This is a genomic window from Streptomyces sp. NBC_00569, from assembly GCF_036345255.1.
GTDB lineage: Bacteria > Actinomycetota > Actinomycetes > Streptomycetales > Streptomycetaceae > Streptomyces.
The window spans coordinates 7,923,250-7,938,386 of record NZ_CP107783.1 but is presented as its reverse complement, the minus strand read 5'-3'; the positions used below and the strand labels follow the sequence as shown (position 1 = coordinate 7,938,386).

The window sequence follows — 15,137 nt, the reverse complement described above, 5'->3', positions numbered from 1 at the left end:
CCGATGTCCCCCTCAGTGGGCTGCTAGTCGCGGGCCGCGGTCAGGTGTTCCGCGTGTTCCTGGAGTGAACGGACGCCCACGTCACCGTGGTTGAGGGCGTCGATGCCCTGTACGGCGGCCGCGAGGGCCTGCACCGTGGTCAGGCACGGGACGCTGCGCGCCACCGCCGCCGTACGGATCTCGTAGCCGTCGAGGCGGCCGCCCGTGCCGTACGGGGTGTTGACGATGAGGTCGACCTGGCCGTCGTGGATGAGCTGGACGATCGTCTTCTCGCCGTTCGGGCCCTCGCCCTCGCTGAGCTTGCGCACGACCGTGGCGTTGATGCCGTTGCGGCGCAGCACCTCGGCGGTGCCGGACGTGGCGAGCAGCTCGAAGCCGTGCGCGACGAGCTCGCGAGCCGGGAAGATCATCGTGCGCTTGTCCCGGTTGGCGACCGAGATGAACGCGCGTCCCTTCGTCGGCAGCGGGCCGTACGCGCCGGCCTGCGACTTGGCGTACGCCGTGCCGAAGACCGAGTCGATGCCCATGACCTCGCCGGTGGAGCGCATCTCCGGGCCGAGGACGGTGTCCACGCCGCGGCCCTGGATGTCGCGGAAGCGGCTCCACGGCATCACGGCCTCCTTGACGGAGATCGGCGCGTCCAGCGGCAGCGTGCCGCCGTCGCCGGTCTTCGGGAGCAGGCCCTCCGCGCGCAGCTCGGCCACGGTCGCGCCGAGCGAGATGCGCGCGGCGGCCTTGGCGAGCGGCACCGCGGTCGCCTTCGAGGTGAAGGGGACGGTGCGCGAGGCACGCGGGTTCGCCTCGAGGACGTACAGGATGTCGCCGGCCATGGCGAACTGGATGTTGATCAGGCCGCGGACGCCGACGCCCTTGGCGATGGCCTCGGTCGAGGCGCGCAGGCGCTTGATGTCGAAGCCGCCCAGCGTGATCGGGGGCAGGGCGCACGCCGAGTCGCCGGAGTGGATACCGGCCTCCTCGATGTGCTCCATGACGCCGCCGAGGTAGAGCTCGTGACCGTCGTAGAGCGCGTCCACGTCGATCTCGATCGCGTCGTCGAGGAAGCGGTCGACGAGGACAGGGCGGGACGGGGAGATCTCCGTGGACTCCTCGATGTACGAGGCGAGGCGGGTCTCGTCGTACACGATCTCCATGCCGCGGCCGCCGAGGACGTACGACGGGCGGACGAGGACCGGGTACCCGATCTCGTCGGCGATGGCCTTGGCCTCGGAGAAGGTGGTCGCCGTGCCGTGCTTGGGCGCGGGCAGTCCGGCCTCGGCGAGGACGCGGCCGAAGGCGCCGCGGTCCTCGGCGGCGTGGATGGCCTCGGGCGGGGTGCCCACGACCGGTACGCCGTTGTCCTTGAGCGCCTGCGACAGGCCCAGCGGGGTCTGGCCGCCGAGCTGGACGACGACGCCCGCGATCGGGCCCGCGAGGGACTCCGCGTGGACGATCTCCAGGACGTCCTCGAGCGTCAGCGGCTCGAAGTACAGACGGTCGGAGGTGTCGTAGTCCGTGGACACGGTCTCCGGGTTGCAGTTGACCATCACGGTCTCGTAGCCGGCGTCGCTCAGGGCGAAGGAGGCGTGGACGCAGGAGTAGTCGAACTCGATGCCCTGGCCGATGCGGTTCGGGCCGGAGCCCAGGATGATCACTGCGGGCTTGGTGCGCGGCGCGACCTCGGTCTCCTCGTCGTACGAGGAGTAGAAGTACGGGGTCTTCGCGGCGAACTCGGCGGCGCAGGTGTCGACCGTCTTGTAGACCGGGCGGACGCCGAGCGCGTGCCGGACCTCGCGGACGACGTCCTCGCGCAGACCGCGGATCTCGGCGATCTGGGCGTCGGAGAAGCCGTGCCGCTTCGCCTCGGCGATCAGGTCGACGTCGAGGCGCTCGGCGGCGGCCAGCTCGTCGGCGAGCTCCTTGATGAGGAAGAGCTGGTCGACGAACCAGGGGTCGATCTTCGTGTACTCGAAGACCTCTTCCTGGGTGGCGCCGGCGCGGATGGCCTGCATGACGGTGTTGATGCGGCCGTCGGTCGGGCGGACGGCCTCGGCCAGGAGCTCGGCCTTGTCGCCGGGCTCACCGACGAAGGTGAACTGGCTGCCCTTCTTCTCCAGGGAGCGCAGCGCCTTCTGGAGGGCCTCGGTGAAGTTGCGGCCGATCGCCATGGCCTCGCCCACCGACTTCATGGTGGTGGTGAGGGTGGAGTCGGCGGACGGGAACTTCTCGAAGGCGAATCGCGGGGCCTTGACGACCACGTAGTCGAGCGTCGGCTCGAAGGAGGCCGGCGTCTTCTCGGTGATGTCGTTCGGGATCTCGTCGAGCGTGTAGCCGACGGCCAGCTTGGCGGCGATCTTGGCGATCGGGAAGCCGGTGGCCTTCGACGCGAGCGCCGAGGAACGGGAGACGCGCGGGTTCATCTCGATGACGATGATCCGGCCGTCCGCCGGGTCGATCGCGAACTGGATGTTGCAGCCGCCGGTGTCGACGCCGACCTCGCGGATGATCGCGATGCCGATGTCGCGCAGGCGCTGGTACTCGCGGTCGGTGAGCGTCATCGCCGGGGCCACGGTGATGGAGTCACCCGTGTGGACGCCCATCGGGTCGAAGTTCTCGATGGAGCAGACGACCACGACGTTGTCGTTCTTGTCGCGCATCAGCTCGAGCTCGTACTCCTTCCAGCCGAGGATGGACTCCTCCAGGAGCACCTCGGTGGTGGGAGACAGGGTCAGGCCCTGGCCGGCGATGCGGCGCAGCTCCTCCTCGTCGTGCGCGAAGCCGGAGCCCGCGCCGCCCATCGTGAAGGAGGGGCGGACGACGACGGGGTAGCCGCCGAGCGTGTCGACGCCCTGGATGACGTCGTCCATGGTGTGGCAGATGACCGAGCGGGCGGACTCGCCGTGGCCGATCTTGGCCTTGACGGCCTCGACGACGCCCTTGAAGAGGTCGCGGTCCTCGCCCTTGTTGATGGCCTCGACGTTGGCGCCGATGAGCTCGACGCCGTACTTCTCGAGGACGCCGTTCTCGTGCATGGAGATCGCGGTGTTGAGCGCGGTCTGGCCACCGAGGGTGGGCAGGAGCGCGTCGGGGCGCTCCTTGGCGATGATCTTCTCGACGAACTCGGGGGTGATCGGCTCGACGTACGTGGCGTCGGCGATCTCCGGGTCGGTCATGATCGTCGCCGGGTTGGAGTTCACGAGGATGACCCGCAGGCCCTCGGCGCGCAGGATGCGGCAGGCCTGGGTGCCCGAGTAGTCGAACTCGGCGGCCTGGCCGATGACGATCGGTCCGGAACCGATGACCAGGACGGACTGGATATCGGTGCGCTTAGGCACGCTGGCCCTCCATGAGCTCTACGAAGCGGTCGAACAGGTAGGCCGCGTCGTGCGGGCCCGCCGCTGCCTCGGGGTGGTACTGGACGCTGAATGCCGGCTGGTCGAGGAGGTGGAGCCCCTCGACGACCTGGTCGTTCAGGCAGACGTGGGAGACCTCGGCACGGCCGAAGGGGGTGTCGGAGACCTTGTCGAGCGGGGCGTCGACGGCGAATCCGTGGTTGTGCGCGGTGACCTCGACCTTGCCGGTCGTGCGGTCCTGCACCGGCTGGTTGATGCCGCGGTGGCCGTACTTCAGCTTGTAGGTGCCGAAGCCGAGGGCGCGGCCGAGGATCTGGTTGCCGAAGCAGATGCCGAACAGCGGGGTCTTCCGGGAGAGGACCTCCCGCATGACCGCGACGGGGCCGTCGGCGGTGGCCGGGTCGCCCGGGCCGTTGGAGAAGAACACGCCGTCGGGCTGGACGGCGTAGATGTCCTCGGCCGTGGCCGTCGCGGGCAGCACGTGCACCTCGATGCCGCGCTCGGCCATCCGGTGCGGGGTCATGCCCTTGATGCCGAGGTCGACGGCGGCGACGGTGAAGCGCTTCTCACCGATCGCGGGGACGACGTACGTCTCCTTGGTGGCGACCTCGGCGGCGAGGTTCGCGCCCTTCATCTCGGGCGCCTGGCGCACCTCGGCGAGCATCGTGCCGGCGTCGGGCAGCGCGTTGCCGGAGAAGATGCCGACGCGCATGGCGCCGCGCTCGCGCAGGTGGCGGGTGAGGGCGCGGGTGTCGATGCCGCTGATGCCGACTACACCCTGCTTGCGCAGCTCCTCGTCGAGGGAGCGCCGCGAGCGCCAGTTGGAGGGCACGCGCGCGGGGTCCCGCACGACGTAGCCCGCGACCCAGATCTGCTTCGACTCGGGGTCCTCGTCGTTCACGCCGGTGTTGCCGACGTGGGGGGCGGTCATCACGACGACCTGGCGGTGGTACGACGGGTCGGTCAGCGTCTCCTGGTAACCGGTCATGCCGGTGTTGAACACCGCCTCGCCGAAGGTCTCCCCCACGGCCCCGTAGGCGCGGCCGCGGAAGATGCGGCCGTCCTCCAGGACGAGTACGGCGGGAGCGTTGGCGGCTCCCCGGGTGGAGGTCGTCATCGTGCGGTGCCTTCCGTCGTGATGGTCGTGCTGTTCATGCTGCTTGTGGTGTCGGTACTGCTTGTGCTGTTCGTGTCGATCATGTTGTTGAGGGTCTCGACCCACTCGGCCTGCTCCGCCGCGTGGTCGGAGCGGAAGCCGGAGTCGATCAGCTTGTCCCCGTGCCCCCAGGTGACGATCAGGAGACCGCCCTCCGTGAGGACCTTGCCGGCGATGCCCTTGTCGAGCCGGGCCTCGCGCAGCTGTGCGACGGGGATGAAGAAGTCCGTGGCTCCGGGGCGTACGACGTCCAGACCCGCGTCCGTGAGCGTGAGCTCGACGCGGCTGCGGGTGCCGAGGCCGTGCGCCACGATGCGGTCGAGCCACTGCCCCGCGGTCGTGGAGCCGTGGTACCGGCCGCTCAGCTCAAGTCTGGTCGGACCCGGCGCGGACGGCGCGGCGAGGAGCGGCGGCAGGTCGCCCTGGAGGGTGCCGCGCCACTTCCACCCCTGGCGCATCAGCCAGTAGACGAGCGCGATGAAGAGGAGCAGTCCGACGATCCAGCCGATCCGGTCGGGCCAGTCCGTCACGTCCGCCGACTTCTGTTCGGCGGCGAGCACTGCCAGTGGTTGCGTCAGTCGTGTCACGCGAGCTTCCCGTCGACGAGCGTGGCCTTGCCCCGCAGCCACGTGTGCGTGACGCGCCCGGGCAGCTCACGCCCCTCGTAGGGCGTGTTGCGGCTGCGCGAGGCGAAGCCGGCGGGGTCCACGGCTCCACGGTAATCGGCGTCGACCAGGACGAGGTTCGCGGGCTCACCTGCCGAGACGGGCCGTCCGTGTCCGTCGGCCCGGCCGATCTGCGCGGGCTTGACGGACATGCGGTCGGCCACGCCGGCCCAGTCGAGCAGCCCGGTCTCGACCATCGTCTGCTGCACGACGGACAGGGCGGTCTCGAGCCCGACCATGCCCATGGCGGCCGCGGCCCACTCGCAGTCCTTGTCCTCGTGCGGGTGCGGCGCGTGGTCGGTGGCGACGATGTCGATCGTGCCGTCGGCGAGCGCCTCGCGCAGGGCCATGACGTCGCGCTCGGTGCGCAGCGGCGGGTTGACCTTGTAGACGGGGTTGTACGTACGCACCATCTCGTCGGTGAGGAGCAGGTGGTGCGGGGTGACCTCGGCGGTCACGTCGATGCCGCGGGACTTGGCCCAGCGCACGATCTCGACGCTGCCGGCCGTGGACAGGTGGCAGATGTGCACGCGGGAGCCGACGTGCTCGGCGAGCAGCACATCGCGGGCGATGATCGACTCCTCGGCGACGGCGGGCCAGCCGCCGAGGCCGAGCTCGGCCGACACGATGCCCTCGTTCATCTGGGCGCCCTCGGTGAGGCGGGGCTCCTGGGCGTGCTGGGCGACGACGCCGCCGAAGGCCTTCACGTACTCCAGGGCGCGGCGCATGATCACCGCGTCGTCGACGCACTTGCCGTCGTCGGAGAAGACGGTGACGCCGGCGGCGGACTCGTGCATGGCGCCGAGCTCGGCGAGCTTCTTGCCCTCCAGGCCGACGGTGACGGCGCCGATGGGCTGCACGTCGCAGTAGCCGGACTCCTGGCCGAGCCGGTAGACCTGCTCGACGACGCCGGCGGTGTCGGCGACCGGGAAGGTGTTGGCCATCGCGAACACGGCGGTGAAGCCACCGGAGGCGGCGGCCCGGGTGCCGGTCAGGACGGTCTCGGAGTCCTCGCGGCCCGGCTCGCGCAGGTGGGTGTGGAGGTCGACGAGGCCCGGCAGGAGGACCTTGCCGCCGGCCTCGACGACCTCGGCGCCCTCGGCGGACAGGCCGGTGCCGACCGCCTCGATGACGGAGCCGTCGATCAGGACGTCCTGCTGCTCGCCGCCGAGCACCTTCGCACCACGGATAAGGATCTTGCTCATGGTTCTTACTTCTCCTCGGTACGGGTGTGGGTGACGGCGGGCTCGTTGCCGCCCAGAAGCAGGTACAGGACGGCCATGCGGATGGAGACGCCGTTGGCGACCTGCTCGATGACCGTGCAGCGGTCGGAGTCGGCGACCTCGGCGGTGATCTCCATGCCGCGGACCATCGGGCCCGGGTGCATCACGATGGCGTGCTCGGGCATCTTCGCCATGCGGTCGCCGTCCAGGCCGTAGCGCCGCGAGTACTCGCGCTCGGTCGGGAAGAAGGCGGCGTTCATCCGCTCGCGCTGGACGCGCAGCATCATGACGGCGTCGGACTTCGGCAGGGTGCTGTCGAGGTCGTACGAGACCTCGCAGGGCCAGGTCTCGACGCCGACCGGGACGAGGGTGGGCGGGGCGACGAGGGTGACCTCGGCGCCGAGGGTGTGCAGCAGGTCGACGTTCGAGCGGGCGACTCGGCTGTGCAGGACGTCCCCGACGAGCGTGATGCGCTTGCCCTCGAGGTCCTTGCCGAGTCCGGCGTCGCGGCCGACGAGGCGGCGGCGCATGGTGAACGCGTCGAGGAGCGCCTGCGTGGGGTGCTGGTGGGTGCCGTCGCCCGCGTTGATGACCGGGGCGTCGATCCAGCCCGAGGTGGCGAGGCGGTAGGGCGCGCCGGAGGCGCCGTGCCGGATGACGACGGCGTCGACGCCCATCGCCTCCAGGGTCTGGGCGGTGTCCTTGAGGGACTCGCCCTTGGAGACGCTGGATCCCTTGGCGGCGAAGTTGATGACGTCCGCGGAGAGGCGCTTCTCGGCGGCCTCGAAGGAGATCCGGGTGCGGGTCGAGTCCTCGAAGAAGAGGTTGCAGATCGTGCGGCCGCGCAGGGCGGGCAGCTTCTTGATCGGCCGGTCGGCGACCCGGGCCATCTCCTCGGCGGTGTCGAGGATGAGGACGGCGTCGTCGCGGGTGAGGTCGGCGGCCGAGATGAGGTGTCGCATCATCGGGGAGGCTCCGTAGGAAAGTTCAGGAGTATTCGGGCATACGGGCGCGCGGCGGCACCCTCAGGGTCGGGCTGAGGGTGGCTACTGCTCGCCGGCCGGAGCGGTCCGCTTGGCGCCGAGCAGCACGGAGTCGCGTCCGTCCTCCTCGGCGAGCTGGACCTTGACCGTCTCCCGCAGCGACGTGGGGAGGTTCTTGCCGACGTAGTCGGCTCGAATGGGGAGTTCGCGGTGGCCGCGGTCGACGAGGACCGCGAGCTGCACGGCGCGGGGGCGCCCGATGTCGTTCAGGGCGTCGAGTGCGGCGCGGATGGTGCGGCCTGAGAAGAGCACGTCGTCGACGAGGACGACGAGGCGGCCGTCGATGCCGTCGGCGGGGATCTCCGTGCGGGCCAGCGCACGCGGCGGGTGCATGCGCAGGTCGTCGCGGTACATGGTGATGTCGAGGGAGCCGACCGGGATCTTCTGTCCGGTGATCTCTTCGAGCTTGTCCGCGAGCCGGCGGGCCAGGAAGACGCCGCGGGTGGGAATGCCCAGGAGCACGACGTCTTCGGCGCCCTTGGCGCGCTCGACGATCTCGTGAGCGATGCGGGTCAGTACCCGCGCGATGTCGGGGCCCTCGAGTACGGGGCGTGCCTCATCGGAGCTGCTGATGTCCATAAAAAACGGACCCCCTTCTCCGCCTCACGGGACGGACCTTAAAGGACGTCGGATTTGCGCCGTCAACGCTACCAGGCCCGCAACGCCACGAATCACCCCCCTGGAGGTGCGGGACACGCCGTTCCGAGGGATGGTCGGTAACGGACCACTCGGCTTGACGCAGCCAAGTAACGCTGCGTAACCTCACAGTGAGTTACCAGCCACGCGGCGGAGCCGCACGTTGATACAGCGTCCGGGAGCTATATGTCCAGCGAATACGCCAAACAGCTCGGGGCCAAGCTCCGCGCCATCCGCACCCAGCAGGGCCTTTCCCTCCACGGCGTCGAGGAGAAGTCCCAGGGACGCTGGAAGGCGGTCGTGGTCGGTTCGTACGAGCGCGGCGACCGTGCCGTGACCGTGCAGCGCCTTGCCGAGCTGGCGGATTTCTACGGGGTGCCGGTGCAGGAGCTCCTGCCGGGCACCACGCCGGGCGGTGCGGCCGAGCCCCCGCCGAAGCTCGTTCTCGACCTCGAGCGCCTGGCCCACGTCCCGCCGGAGAAGGCGGGCCCCCTGCAGCGCTACGCGGCGACGATCCAGTCCCAGCGCGGTGACTACAACGGCAAGGTGCTGTCGATCCGCCAGGACGACCTGCGCACCCTCGCCGTCATCTACGACCAGTCGCCCTCGGTCCTCACCGAGCAGCTCATCAGCTGGGGCGTCCTGGACGCCGACGCGCGTCGCGCTGTCGCACACGACGACCTCTGACAGACAGAAGTCGGCAGAAACGTCACGCCAGAGGGGCGGGCCCGCTTTTTCGCGGCCCGCCCCTCCGGCGTTCTTGTGCCCTGCCGCCCTGCCGCCCTGCGTCCCGCAGCCGCCCCGTGCCCGCCGGCAGTCCCGGGGCTCCGGAGCCCCGGAGCCCCGGAGCCCCGGAAAAGCATCAGGCCCGGGGCGGAACACTGAAGAGTGTTCCGCCCCGGGCCTGATGACTGTCGCTGTCTGCCTGCCTGCTATGCCTCGTCGCGGCGCAGCGTCGGCTTCAGGTCCTTGAAGCGGCCCAGAAGCCCGTTGACGAAGGCCGGGGAGTCGTCCGTGGAGAACTCCTTGGCGAGCTGCACGGCCTCGTCGAGCACCACGGCGTCCGGGGTGTCGTCGACCCAGACGAGCTCGTAGGCGCCCAGGCGCAGGATGTTGCGGTCGACGACCGGCATCCTGTCCAGGGTCCACCCGACGGCGTACTGCGCGATGAGCTCGTCGATACGCGCGGTCTTGCGCGCGTATCCCTCGACCAGCTCCATCGTGTACTCGCTGACCGGCGGCTGCCGGGTGTCGGACCGGGAGAGCCGGATCCAGTCCGCGAGGACCGTCTGGACGTCGACTCCGCGCTGGTCTGCCTCGAAAAGGATCTGGAAGGCGCGCTTGCGGGCCGTGTTGCGAGCAGCCACGGTTAGCTGTTCACCCGGCCGAGGTAGTCGCTCGTGCGGGTGTCGACCTTGATCTTCTCGCCGGTCGTGATGAAGAGCGGCACCTGGATCTGGTGGCCGGTCTCCAGCGTGGCGGGCTTGGTGCCACCGGTGGAGCGGTCGCCCTGGACACCGGGCTCGGTCTCCTGGACGACGAGCTCGACGGCGGCCGGCAGCTCGACGAAGAGCACCTCGCCCTCGTGCTGCGCGACGGAGGCGGTGAAGCCCTCGATCAGGAAGTTGGCGGCGTCACCGACGGACTTGCGGTCGACCATGAGCTGGTCGTACGTCTGCATGTCCATGAAGACGAAGTACTCGCCGTCCATGTACGAGAACTGCATGTCGCGCTTGTCGATCGTGGCCGTCTCGACCTTGACGCCGGCGTTGAAGGTCTTGTCGACGACCTTCCCGGAGAGCACGTTCTTGAGCTTGGTGCGCACAAAGGCAGGGCCCTTGCCGGGCTTGACGTGCTGGAACTCGACGACGGACCAGAGCTGGCCCCCGTCGAGCTTGAGCACCAGGCCGTTCTTGAGGTCGTTCGTGGAAGCCACGGTTGCGGAATCTCCTGGACTGACGATGGACGACCCCGGGGGCGCGCGCCGTTACAGCGCGAGCAGCTCCTTGGTCGTAATGGTGAGTAGCTCGGGTCCGCCGTCCGCCTCGGGGCGCACGACGAGCGTGTCATCGATCCGGACACCGCCCCGGCCCGGGAGGTGGACCCCCGGTTCGACGGTGACCGGCACACAAAGGTCCAGTTTACCCATGGCCGCGGGGGCCAACTGCGGCTCCTCGTCGATTTCGAGTCCGACACCGTGTCCGGTGAGCTGTGAGAGGCCGTCCGCGTACCCCGCGGAGTCCAGTACATGGCGCGCCGCGCGGTCCACCTCACGGCACTCGGCGCCGGGTGCGAGGCTCTCCCGGCCGGCCCTCTGGGCTGCGAAGACCAGGTCGTACAGGTCGATCTGCCAGTCCGCGGGCGAGGTACCGATGACGAACGTACGGCCGATCTCGCAGCGGTATCCGCGGTAGGCGGCGCCGAGGCAGACCGAGAGGAAGTCGCCCTCTTCGACGCGGCGATCGGTGGGGCGGTGGGCGCCACGGCCCGAGTTCGGCCCGGTGCCGACCGAGGTCGGGAACGCGGGGCCGTCGGCGCCGTGGTCGACCAGGCGGCGCTCCAGCTCCAGGGCGAGATGACGTTCGGTGCGACCGACGAGGATCGATTCGAGCAGTTCACCGAGGGCCTGGTCGGCGATCTCGGCGGCGATGCGCAGGAAGGAGATCTCGTCCTCGTCCTTGACGAGCCGCAGCTGCTCCACGGCGCCGCCCAGGTCGGCGAGGCGCAGCCGGGGCGCCACGGAACCGAGCGCACGGTGCCTGGCCACGGTCAGATGGTGTTCCTCCACGGCCAGCGAGTCCACCCCCAGGGAGAGCGCGACGTCGGCGGCCGCGACGGCGGTGTCCCCGCCGGGCGCATCAAGCACCTGGACGCGCAGCGACTCGTCGGGCCGTCCCTCGGCGGGCTGCTCGCTGGGCGGCTGCCGGCACATCAGGACGTCGTCCTCGGCTTCGGGCCCCTTCCCCAGCAGGAGTACGGCGCCGTGGGGCGCCGCGCCCGCGAGATAGCGAACGTTGGCGGGGCGCGAGACGAGGACGGCCGCATTGCCGCCCGCCGCAGCGCGCTCCCTCAACCGGTCCCTACGGGCCGCGTACACCTCTGACATGAACCGAGCGTACGAGCGGTGGCGGAACGCGGCCCGGTCAGCGCGTCCGGACGAGCGGCGCGGAGGCCTGTACGGCGGGCCGGGGGCCCGCTACCACTGGGGCGGGCTCGCGATCGAGCGGGCGAGTACGTCGTCCAGGACACGGGCCGTGGTGGGGACGTCCATCTGGGAGTTGTCGATGATGGGCAGGCCCGAGCCGTACCAGCCGGCCATGCGGCCGTGGATGCGGGCGACCTCCTCGTCCGTGAGGCGGCGGTTCCCGCTGCGCTCCGCGTTGCGCTCGAGGACGATCTCCAGGCCGGGGAGCAGCACCACGGGCAGCAGGCCGGGGCCCACGTGCCGCTTCCAGCCGCCGAGACCCACGACCGGACGGTCCGGGAAGACGGCGTCGTCGAGGACGCACGAGATGCCGTTGGCCAGGAAGTTGCGCGCGGCGAAGCCGCAGGTGCGGCGGGCGAGGCGGTACTGGGCCTCGGAGTGGTCGTTCCACCCCGACTGCGGGTCGGCGAAGCCGGAGCGCACCCACTCGCGCACGTCGTCGAGGCTGATGTGGGCCGTGGGGACACGGCGCTGGTCCGCCCAGAACTTGGCGACGCTCGTCTTGCCCGCGCCGGCCGGGCCGATGAGCAGGACGGCGAGCGTCGTGGCGGTGGCGTCGGCGGTGCCGGCCGCGGGCGGCGGGCTCGGCATGGCGACGGGGCCGCCGGGCGGGAGCTGCACATGGCCCGTGGTGTCCCGCGAGGGGGGCGGGGCGTGCTGAGGGCCGCCCGGATGCGGGTGCTGGCCCTGCGGCGGCGGACTGTGCGGGGCCTGGGGATGCGGGGCGGGTTGGTGCGGGGCGGGCGCCGGAGCGTGCGGCGCGGGTGCCTGCGGGACCGGGCCCGAGGGGCCGGGCGGGCCCGCGAAGCCCGGGGCAGGCGGTGGCGGACCCGCTGGTCCGGGGCCCGGGTGGTGCGCGGCCTGGGACCAGCCGGCGGCCGGTCCGTGCCCCGAATGAGGGGGCGGCGGCAGCGGCGAACCCACTGCGTGCTGCATCCGGTGCGACTCCGTCTCGTACAGGCAACTGGCGCCGGCGAACAAGGCGCTACCGAACGGTACCTTCCCCGGCCGCCGTTGTGTGAACGGCCGGGGAGGTCGCGAAGTGCCCGAAGGCGGGAGCTATTCGGCCACTTCGCCGTACGCCGCGAGGAGCACGGCCGGGTCGGGGCCCTCGAGGACCGTCGGCTTGGCGAGGCCGTCGAGGACGATGAACCGCAGCAGGTTGCCGCGGGACTTCTTGTCGACCTTCATGTTCTCCAGGAGCTTGGGCCACTGGTCGTAGCGGTAGCTCAGGGGCAGCCCGACCGACTCGAGGACGGTGCGGTGCCGGTCGGCGGTCGCGTCGTCCAGGCGTCCGGCGAGACGGCCCAGTTCGGCGGCGAAGTGCATGCCGACGGAGACGGCGGCGCCGTGCCGCCACTTGTAGCGCTCGTTCTTCTCGATGGCGTGCGCGAGGGTGTGCCCGTAGTTGAGGATCTCGCGCAGGCCCGACTCCTTGAGATCACCGGAGACGACCTCGGCCTTGACCTTGATGGAGCGCTCGATGAGCTCGGCGGTGTGCGGGCCCTGCGGGGAGCGTGCCGCCTCGGGGTCGGACTCGATCAGGTCGAGGATCGCCGGGTCGGCGATGAAGCCGGCCTTGATGATCTCCGCGAGGCCGGACACGAAGTCGTTGACCGGCAGCGAGTCGAGGGCCGCGAGGTCGCAGAGCACGCCGGCCGGCGGGTGGAAGGACCCCACGAGGTTCTTGCCCTCGGCGGTGTTGATCCCGGTCTTGCCGCCGACGGCCGCGTCCACCATGCCGAGCACGGTGGTCGGCACGGCGATCCAGCGCACCCCGCGCAGCCAGGTCGCGGCCACGAACCCGGCGAGGTCCGTGGTGGCGCCGCCGCCCACGCCGACGATGACGTCGGTGCGGGTGAAGCCGGACTGGCCGAGCGCCTTCCAGCAGTAGGCGGCGACCTCGGCGGTCTTGGCCTCCTCCGCGTTGGGCACCTGGATGGCGACGACTTCGAAGCCCTGGTCGGCGAGGTCACCGCGCAGCGCCTCACCGGTCTCGGCGAGCGCCTCGGGGTGGATGATCGCGACGCGCTGGGCGGACTCGCCGATCAGACCGCCGAGTTCGCCGAGGAGCTGACGTCCGACGAGGACCTCGTACGGGTCGGTGCCCGCCGTGCCGCCGACCTGGATCCGGGTCACCTGCTGCTCGGTCATGCCTTCTTCAACTCCAGGGCGTCGAGGACCGCGTCGGCGACCTCTTCGGGGGTGCGGTCGTCGGTGGGTACGACGACGCGGGCGACTTCGGTGTACAGGTGGCGGCGGGCCTCCATCAGCTCGCGCCACTGGCGGCGCGGATTGACGGCGAGCAGCGGACGGGCCGTGTTGAGGCCGGTCCGCTTGACCGCCTCCTCGACGTCCATCGACAGATAGACGACAGGGAGCGGAGCCAGCAGCGCGCGCGTCGACTCGTCGAGGATCGCTCCGCCGCCGAGCGCGAGCACACCCGGGTGCTCGGCGATGGCTTCGCGCACGGCCTGCCGTTCGAGTTCGCGGAAGCGGGGCTCGCCCTCGTCCACGAAGATGTCCGCGATGGGGCGGCCCTGGGCGGCCACGATGTCGGCGTCGGTGTCCCGGTAGGGGGAGCCCAGCCACTCGGCGAGCAGCTCCCCCACCGTGGACTTGCCGACGCCCATGGGGCCGACGAGTACGACCAGCGGGCCGGTCACCGGATCTGGAGGTTGTCGAGGTACGACCGCACGTTGCGCCGGGTCTCGGGGACGCTGTCGCCGCCGAACTTCTCCGCGACGGCGTCGGCGAGCACGAGCGCGACCATGGCCTCGGCGACGATGCCGGCGGCCGGGACCGCGCACACATCGGAGCGCTGGTGGTGAGCCTTGGTGGCCTCGCCGGTCGCCACGTCGATGGTGGCGAGCGCGCGCGGAACAGTCGCGATGGGCTTCATCGCGGCGCGCACGCGCAGCAGTTCACCGGTAGTGAGGCCGCCCTCGGTGCCGCCGGAGCGGCCCGACGTGCGCTTGATGCCCTCGTCCGTGCTCACGATCTCGTCGTGCGCCTTGGAGCCGGGCACGCGCGCGAGCTCGAAACCGTCGCCGACCTCGACACCCTTGATGGCCTGGATACCCATGAGGGCCCCCGCGAGCCGGGCGTCGAGACGCCGGTCCCAGTGCACGTGCGAGCCGAGGCCCACCGGCACGCCGTAGGCGAGGACCTCGACGACGCCGCCGAGGGTGTCACCGTCCTTGTGGGCCTGGTCGATCTCCGCGACCATCGCCTTCGACGCGTCCGCGTCCAGGCAGCGCACCGGGTCGGCGTCGAGCTTGTCGACGTCGGCCGGGGTCGGGTAGACGCCGTAGGGCGCCTTGGCGCTCGCCAGCTCGGTGACGTGGCTGACGATCTCGATGCCGGCCGTCTCCTTGAGGTAGGAGCGGGCGACGGCGCCGAGCGCGACGCGGGCCGCCGTCTCACGGGCGGAGGCGCGCTCCAGGATCGGGCGGGCCTCGTCGAAGCCGTACTTCTGCATACCGGCGAGGTCGGCGTGACCGGGGCGGGGCCGGGTCAGCGGCGCGTTGCGCGCCAGATCGGCGAGGATCTCGGGGTCGACCGGGTCAGCCGACATGACCTGCTCCCACTTGGGCCACTCGGTGTTGCCCACCATGACCGCGACCGGCGAGCCCATGGTGAGTCCGTGGCGCACGCCGCCGAGGAAGGTCACCTCGTCGCGCTCGAACTTCATCCGCGCGCCGCGTCCATAGCCGAGCCGCCGCCGGGCCAGGTGGTCCGCCACCATCTCCGTGGTGATCGGCACGCCGGCGGGAAGTCCCTCCAGCGTCGCGACAAGTGCGGGTCCGTGGGACTCCCCCGCGGTCAGCCAGCGCAACCTGCTCAACGGTGCTCCTCT

The 15,137-nt window shown here is 70.9% G+C and carries 14 protein-coding genes; 1 reads left to right on the top strand and 13 read right to left on the bottom strand.

Features of this window, described 5'->3' with window-relative positions; all coding sequences use genetic code 11:
* Nucleotides 1-23: 23 nt before the first annotated feature.
* The 6 genes from carB to pyrR form a co-directional block, all read right to left on the bottom strand.
* Nucleotides 24-3,332: a carbamoyl-phosphate synthase large subunit gene (carB, locus tag OHO83_RS35760; protein WP_330280290.1), complete on the bottom strand. Its 3,309-nt coding sequence runs from the start codon at nucleotides 3,330-3,332 to the stop codon at nucleotides 24-26.
* The gene (carA, locus tag OHO83_RS35755; RefSeq protein WP_266668362.1) at nucleotides 3,325-4,467 is read right to left on the bottom strand and encodes a glutamine-hydrolyzing carbamoyl-phosphate synthase small subunit; all 1,143 of its coding nucleotides are present in this window, start codon (nucleotides 4,465-4,467) and stop codon (nucleotides 3,325-3,327) included. Before carA ends, carB begins: the two co-directional genes overlap by 8 nt.
* Nucleotides 4,464-5,093, bottom strand: a complete 630-nt coding sequence (locus tag OHO83_RS35750; RefSeq protein ID WP_266668364.1) for a PH-like domain-containing protein — start codon at nucleotides 5,091-5,093, stop codon at nucleotides 4,464-4,466. The genes carA and OHO83_RS35750 overlap by 4 nt, the downstream gene beginning before the upstream one ends.
* A complete protein-coding gene (locus tag OHO83_RS35745) occupies nucleotides 5,090-6,376 on the bottom strand; it encodes a dihydroorotase (RefSeq protein ID WP_266668366.1) in 1,287 nt (428 codons plus the stop codon). The genes OHO83_RS35750 and OHO83_RS35745 overlap by 4 nt, the downstream gene beginning before the upstream one ends.
* Nucleotides 6,377-6,381: 5 nt before the next feature.
* Nucleotides 6,382-7,359, bottom strand: a complete 978-nt coding sequence (locus tag OHO83_RS35740) for an aspartate carbamoyltransferase catalytic subunit (protein ID WP_100597419.1) — start codon at nucleotides 7,357-7,359, stop codon at nucleotides 6,382-6,384.
* Nucleotides 7,360-7,440: 81 nt separating this feature from the next.
* Complete coding sequence (pyrR, locus tag OHO83_RS35735) at nucleotides 7,441-8,016, bottom strand: bifunctional pyr operon transcriptional regulator/uracil phosphoribosyltransferase PyrR (RefSeq protein ID WP_116503417.1); 576 nt, start codon at nucleotides 8,014-8,016, stop codon at nucleotides 7,441-7,443.
* A gap of 243 nt (nucleotides 8,017-8,259) precedes the next feature.
* On the opposite strand from pyrR, the gene bldD reads away from it, so the two are divergent.
* Nucleotides 8,260-8,760 carry a transcriptional regulator BldD gene (bldD, locus tag OHO83_RS35730; protein WP_100597417.1) on the top strand — a complete coding sequence of 167 codons (501 nt, stop codon included), beginning with the start codon at nucleotides 8,260-8,262 and terminating at the stop codon, nucleotides 8,758-8,760.
* Between the two features lie 245 nt (nucleotides 8,761-9,005).
* Here the strand turns inward: bldD and nusB are convergent, their stop codons facing one another.
* From nusB to aroC, 7 genes are all read right to left on the bottom strand, one after another.
* On the bottom strand, nucleotides 9,006-9,440 hold the full coding sequence (gene nusB / locus OHO83_RS35725; protein ID WP_266668371.1) for a transcription antitermination factor NusB: 435 nt from the start codon (nucleotides 9,438-9,440) through the stop codon (nucleotides 9,006-9,008).
* Nucleotides 9,441-9,442: 2 nt separating this feature from the next.
* The gene (gene efp / locus OHO83_RS35720; protein WP_266566568.1) at nucleotides 9,443-10,009 is read right to left on the bottom strand and encodes an elongation factor P; all 567 of its coding nucleotides are present in this window, start codon (nucleotides 10,007-10,009) and stop codon (nucleotides 9,443-9,445) included.
* A 51-nt stretch (nucleotides 10,010-10,060) separates the two neighbouring features.
* Nucleotides 10,061-11,179: an aminopeptidase P family protein gene (locus OHO83_RS35715; RefSeq protein WP_266668373.1), complete on the bottom strand. Its 1,119-nt coding sequence runs from the start codon at nucleotides 11,177-11,179 to the stop codon at nucleotides 10,061-10,063.
* A 90-nt stretch (nucleotides 11,180-11,269) separates the two neighbouring features.
* Nucleotides 11,270-12,214: an AAA family ATPase gene (locus OHO83_RS35710; protein ID WP_329436082.1), complete on the bottom strand. Its 945-nt coding sequence runs from the start codon at nucleotides 12,212-12,214 to the stop codon at nucleotides 11,270-11,272.
* Between the two features lie 123 nt (nucleotides 12,215-12,337).
* Nucleotides 12,338-13,432, bottom strand: coding sequence for a 3-dehydroquinate synthase (gene aroB, locus OHO83_RS35705; RefSeq protein ID WP_266668377.1), 1,095 nt, complete (start codon nucleotides 13,430-13,432; stop codon nucleotides 12,338-12,340).
* Nucleotides 13,429-13,911, bottom strand: coding sequence for a shikimate kinase (locus tag OHO83_RS35700; protein WP_266676196.1), 483 nt, complete (start codon nucleotides 13,909-13,911; stop codon nucleotides 13,429-13,431). The genes aroB and OHO83_RS35700 overlap by 4 nt, the downstream gene beginning before the upstream one ends.
* Nucleotides 13,912-13,940: 29 nt before the next feature.
* Nucleotides 13,941-15,125 carry a chorismate synthase gene (aroC, locus tag OHO83_RS35695; protein WP_266668379.1) on the bottom strand — a complete coding sequence of 395 codons (1,185 nt, stop codon included), beginning with the start codon at nucleotides 15,123-15,125 and terminating at the stop codon, nucleotides 13,941-13,943.
* Nucleotides 15,126-15,137 lie beyond the last annotated feature (12 nt).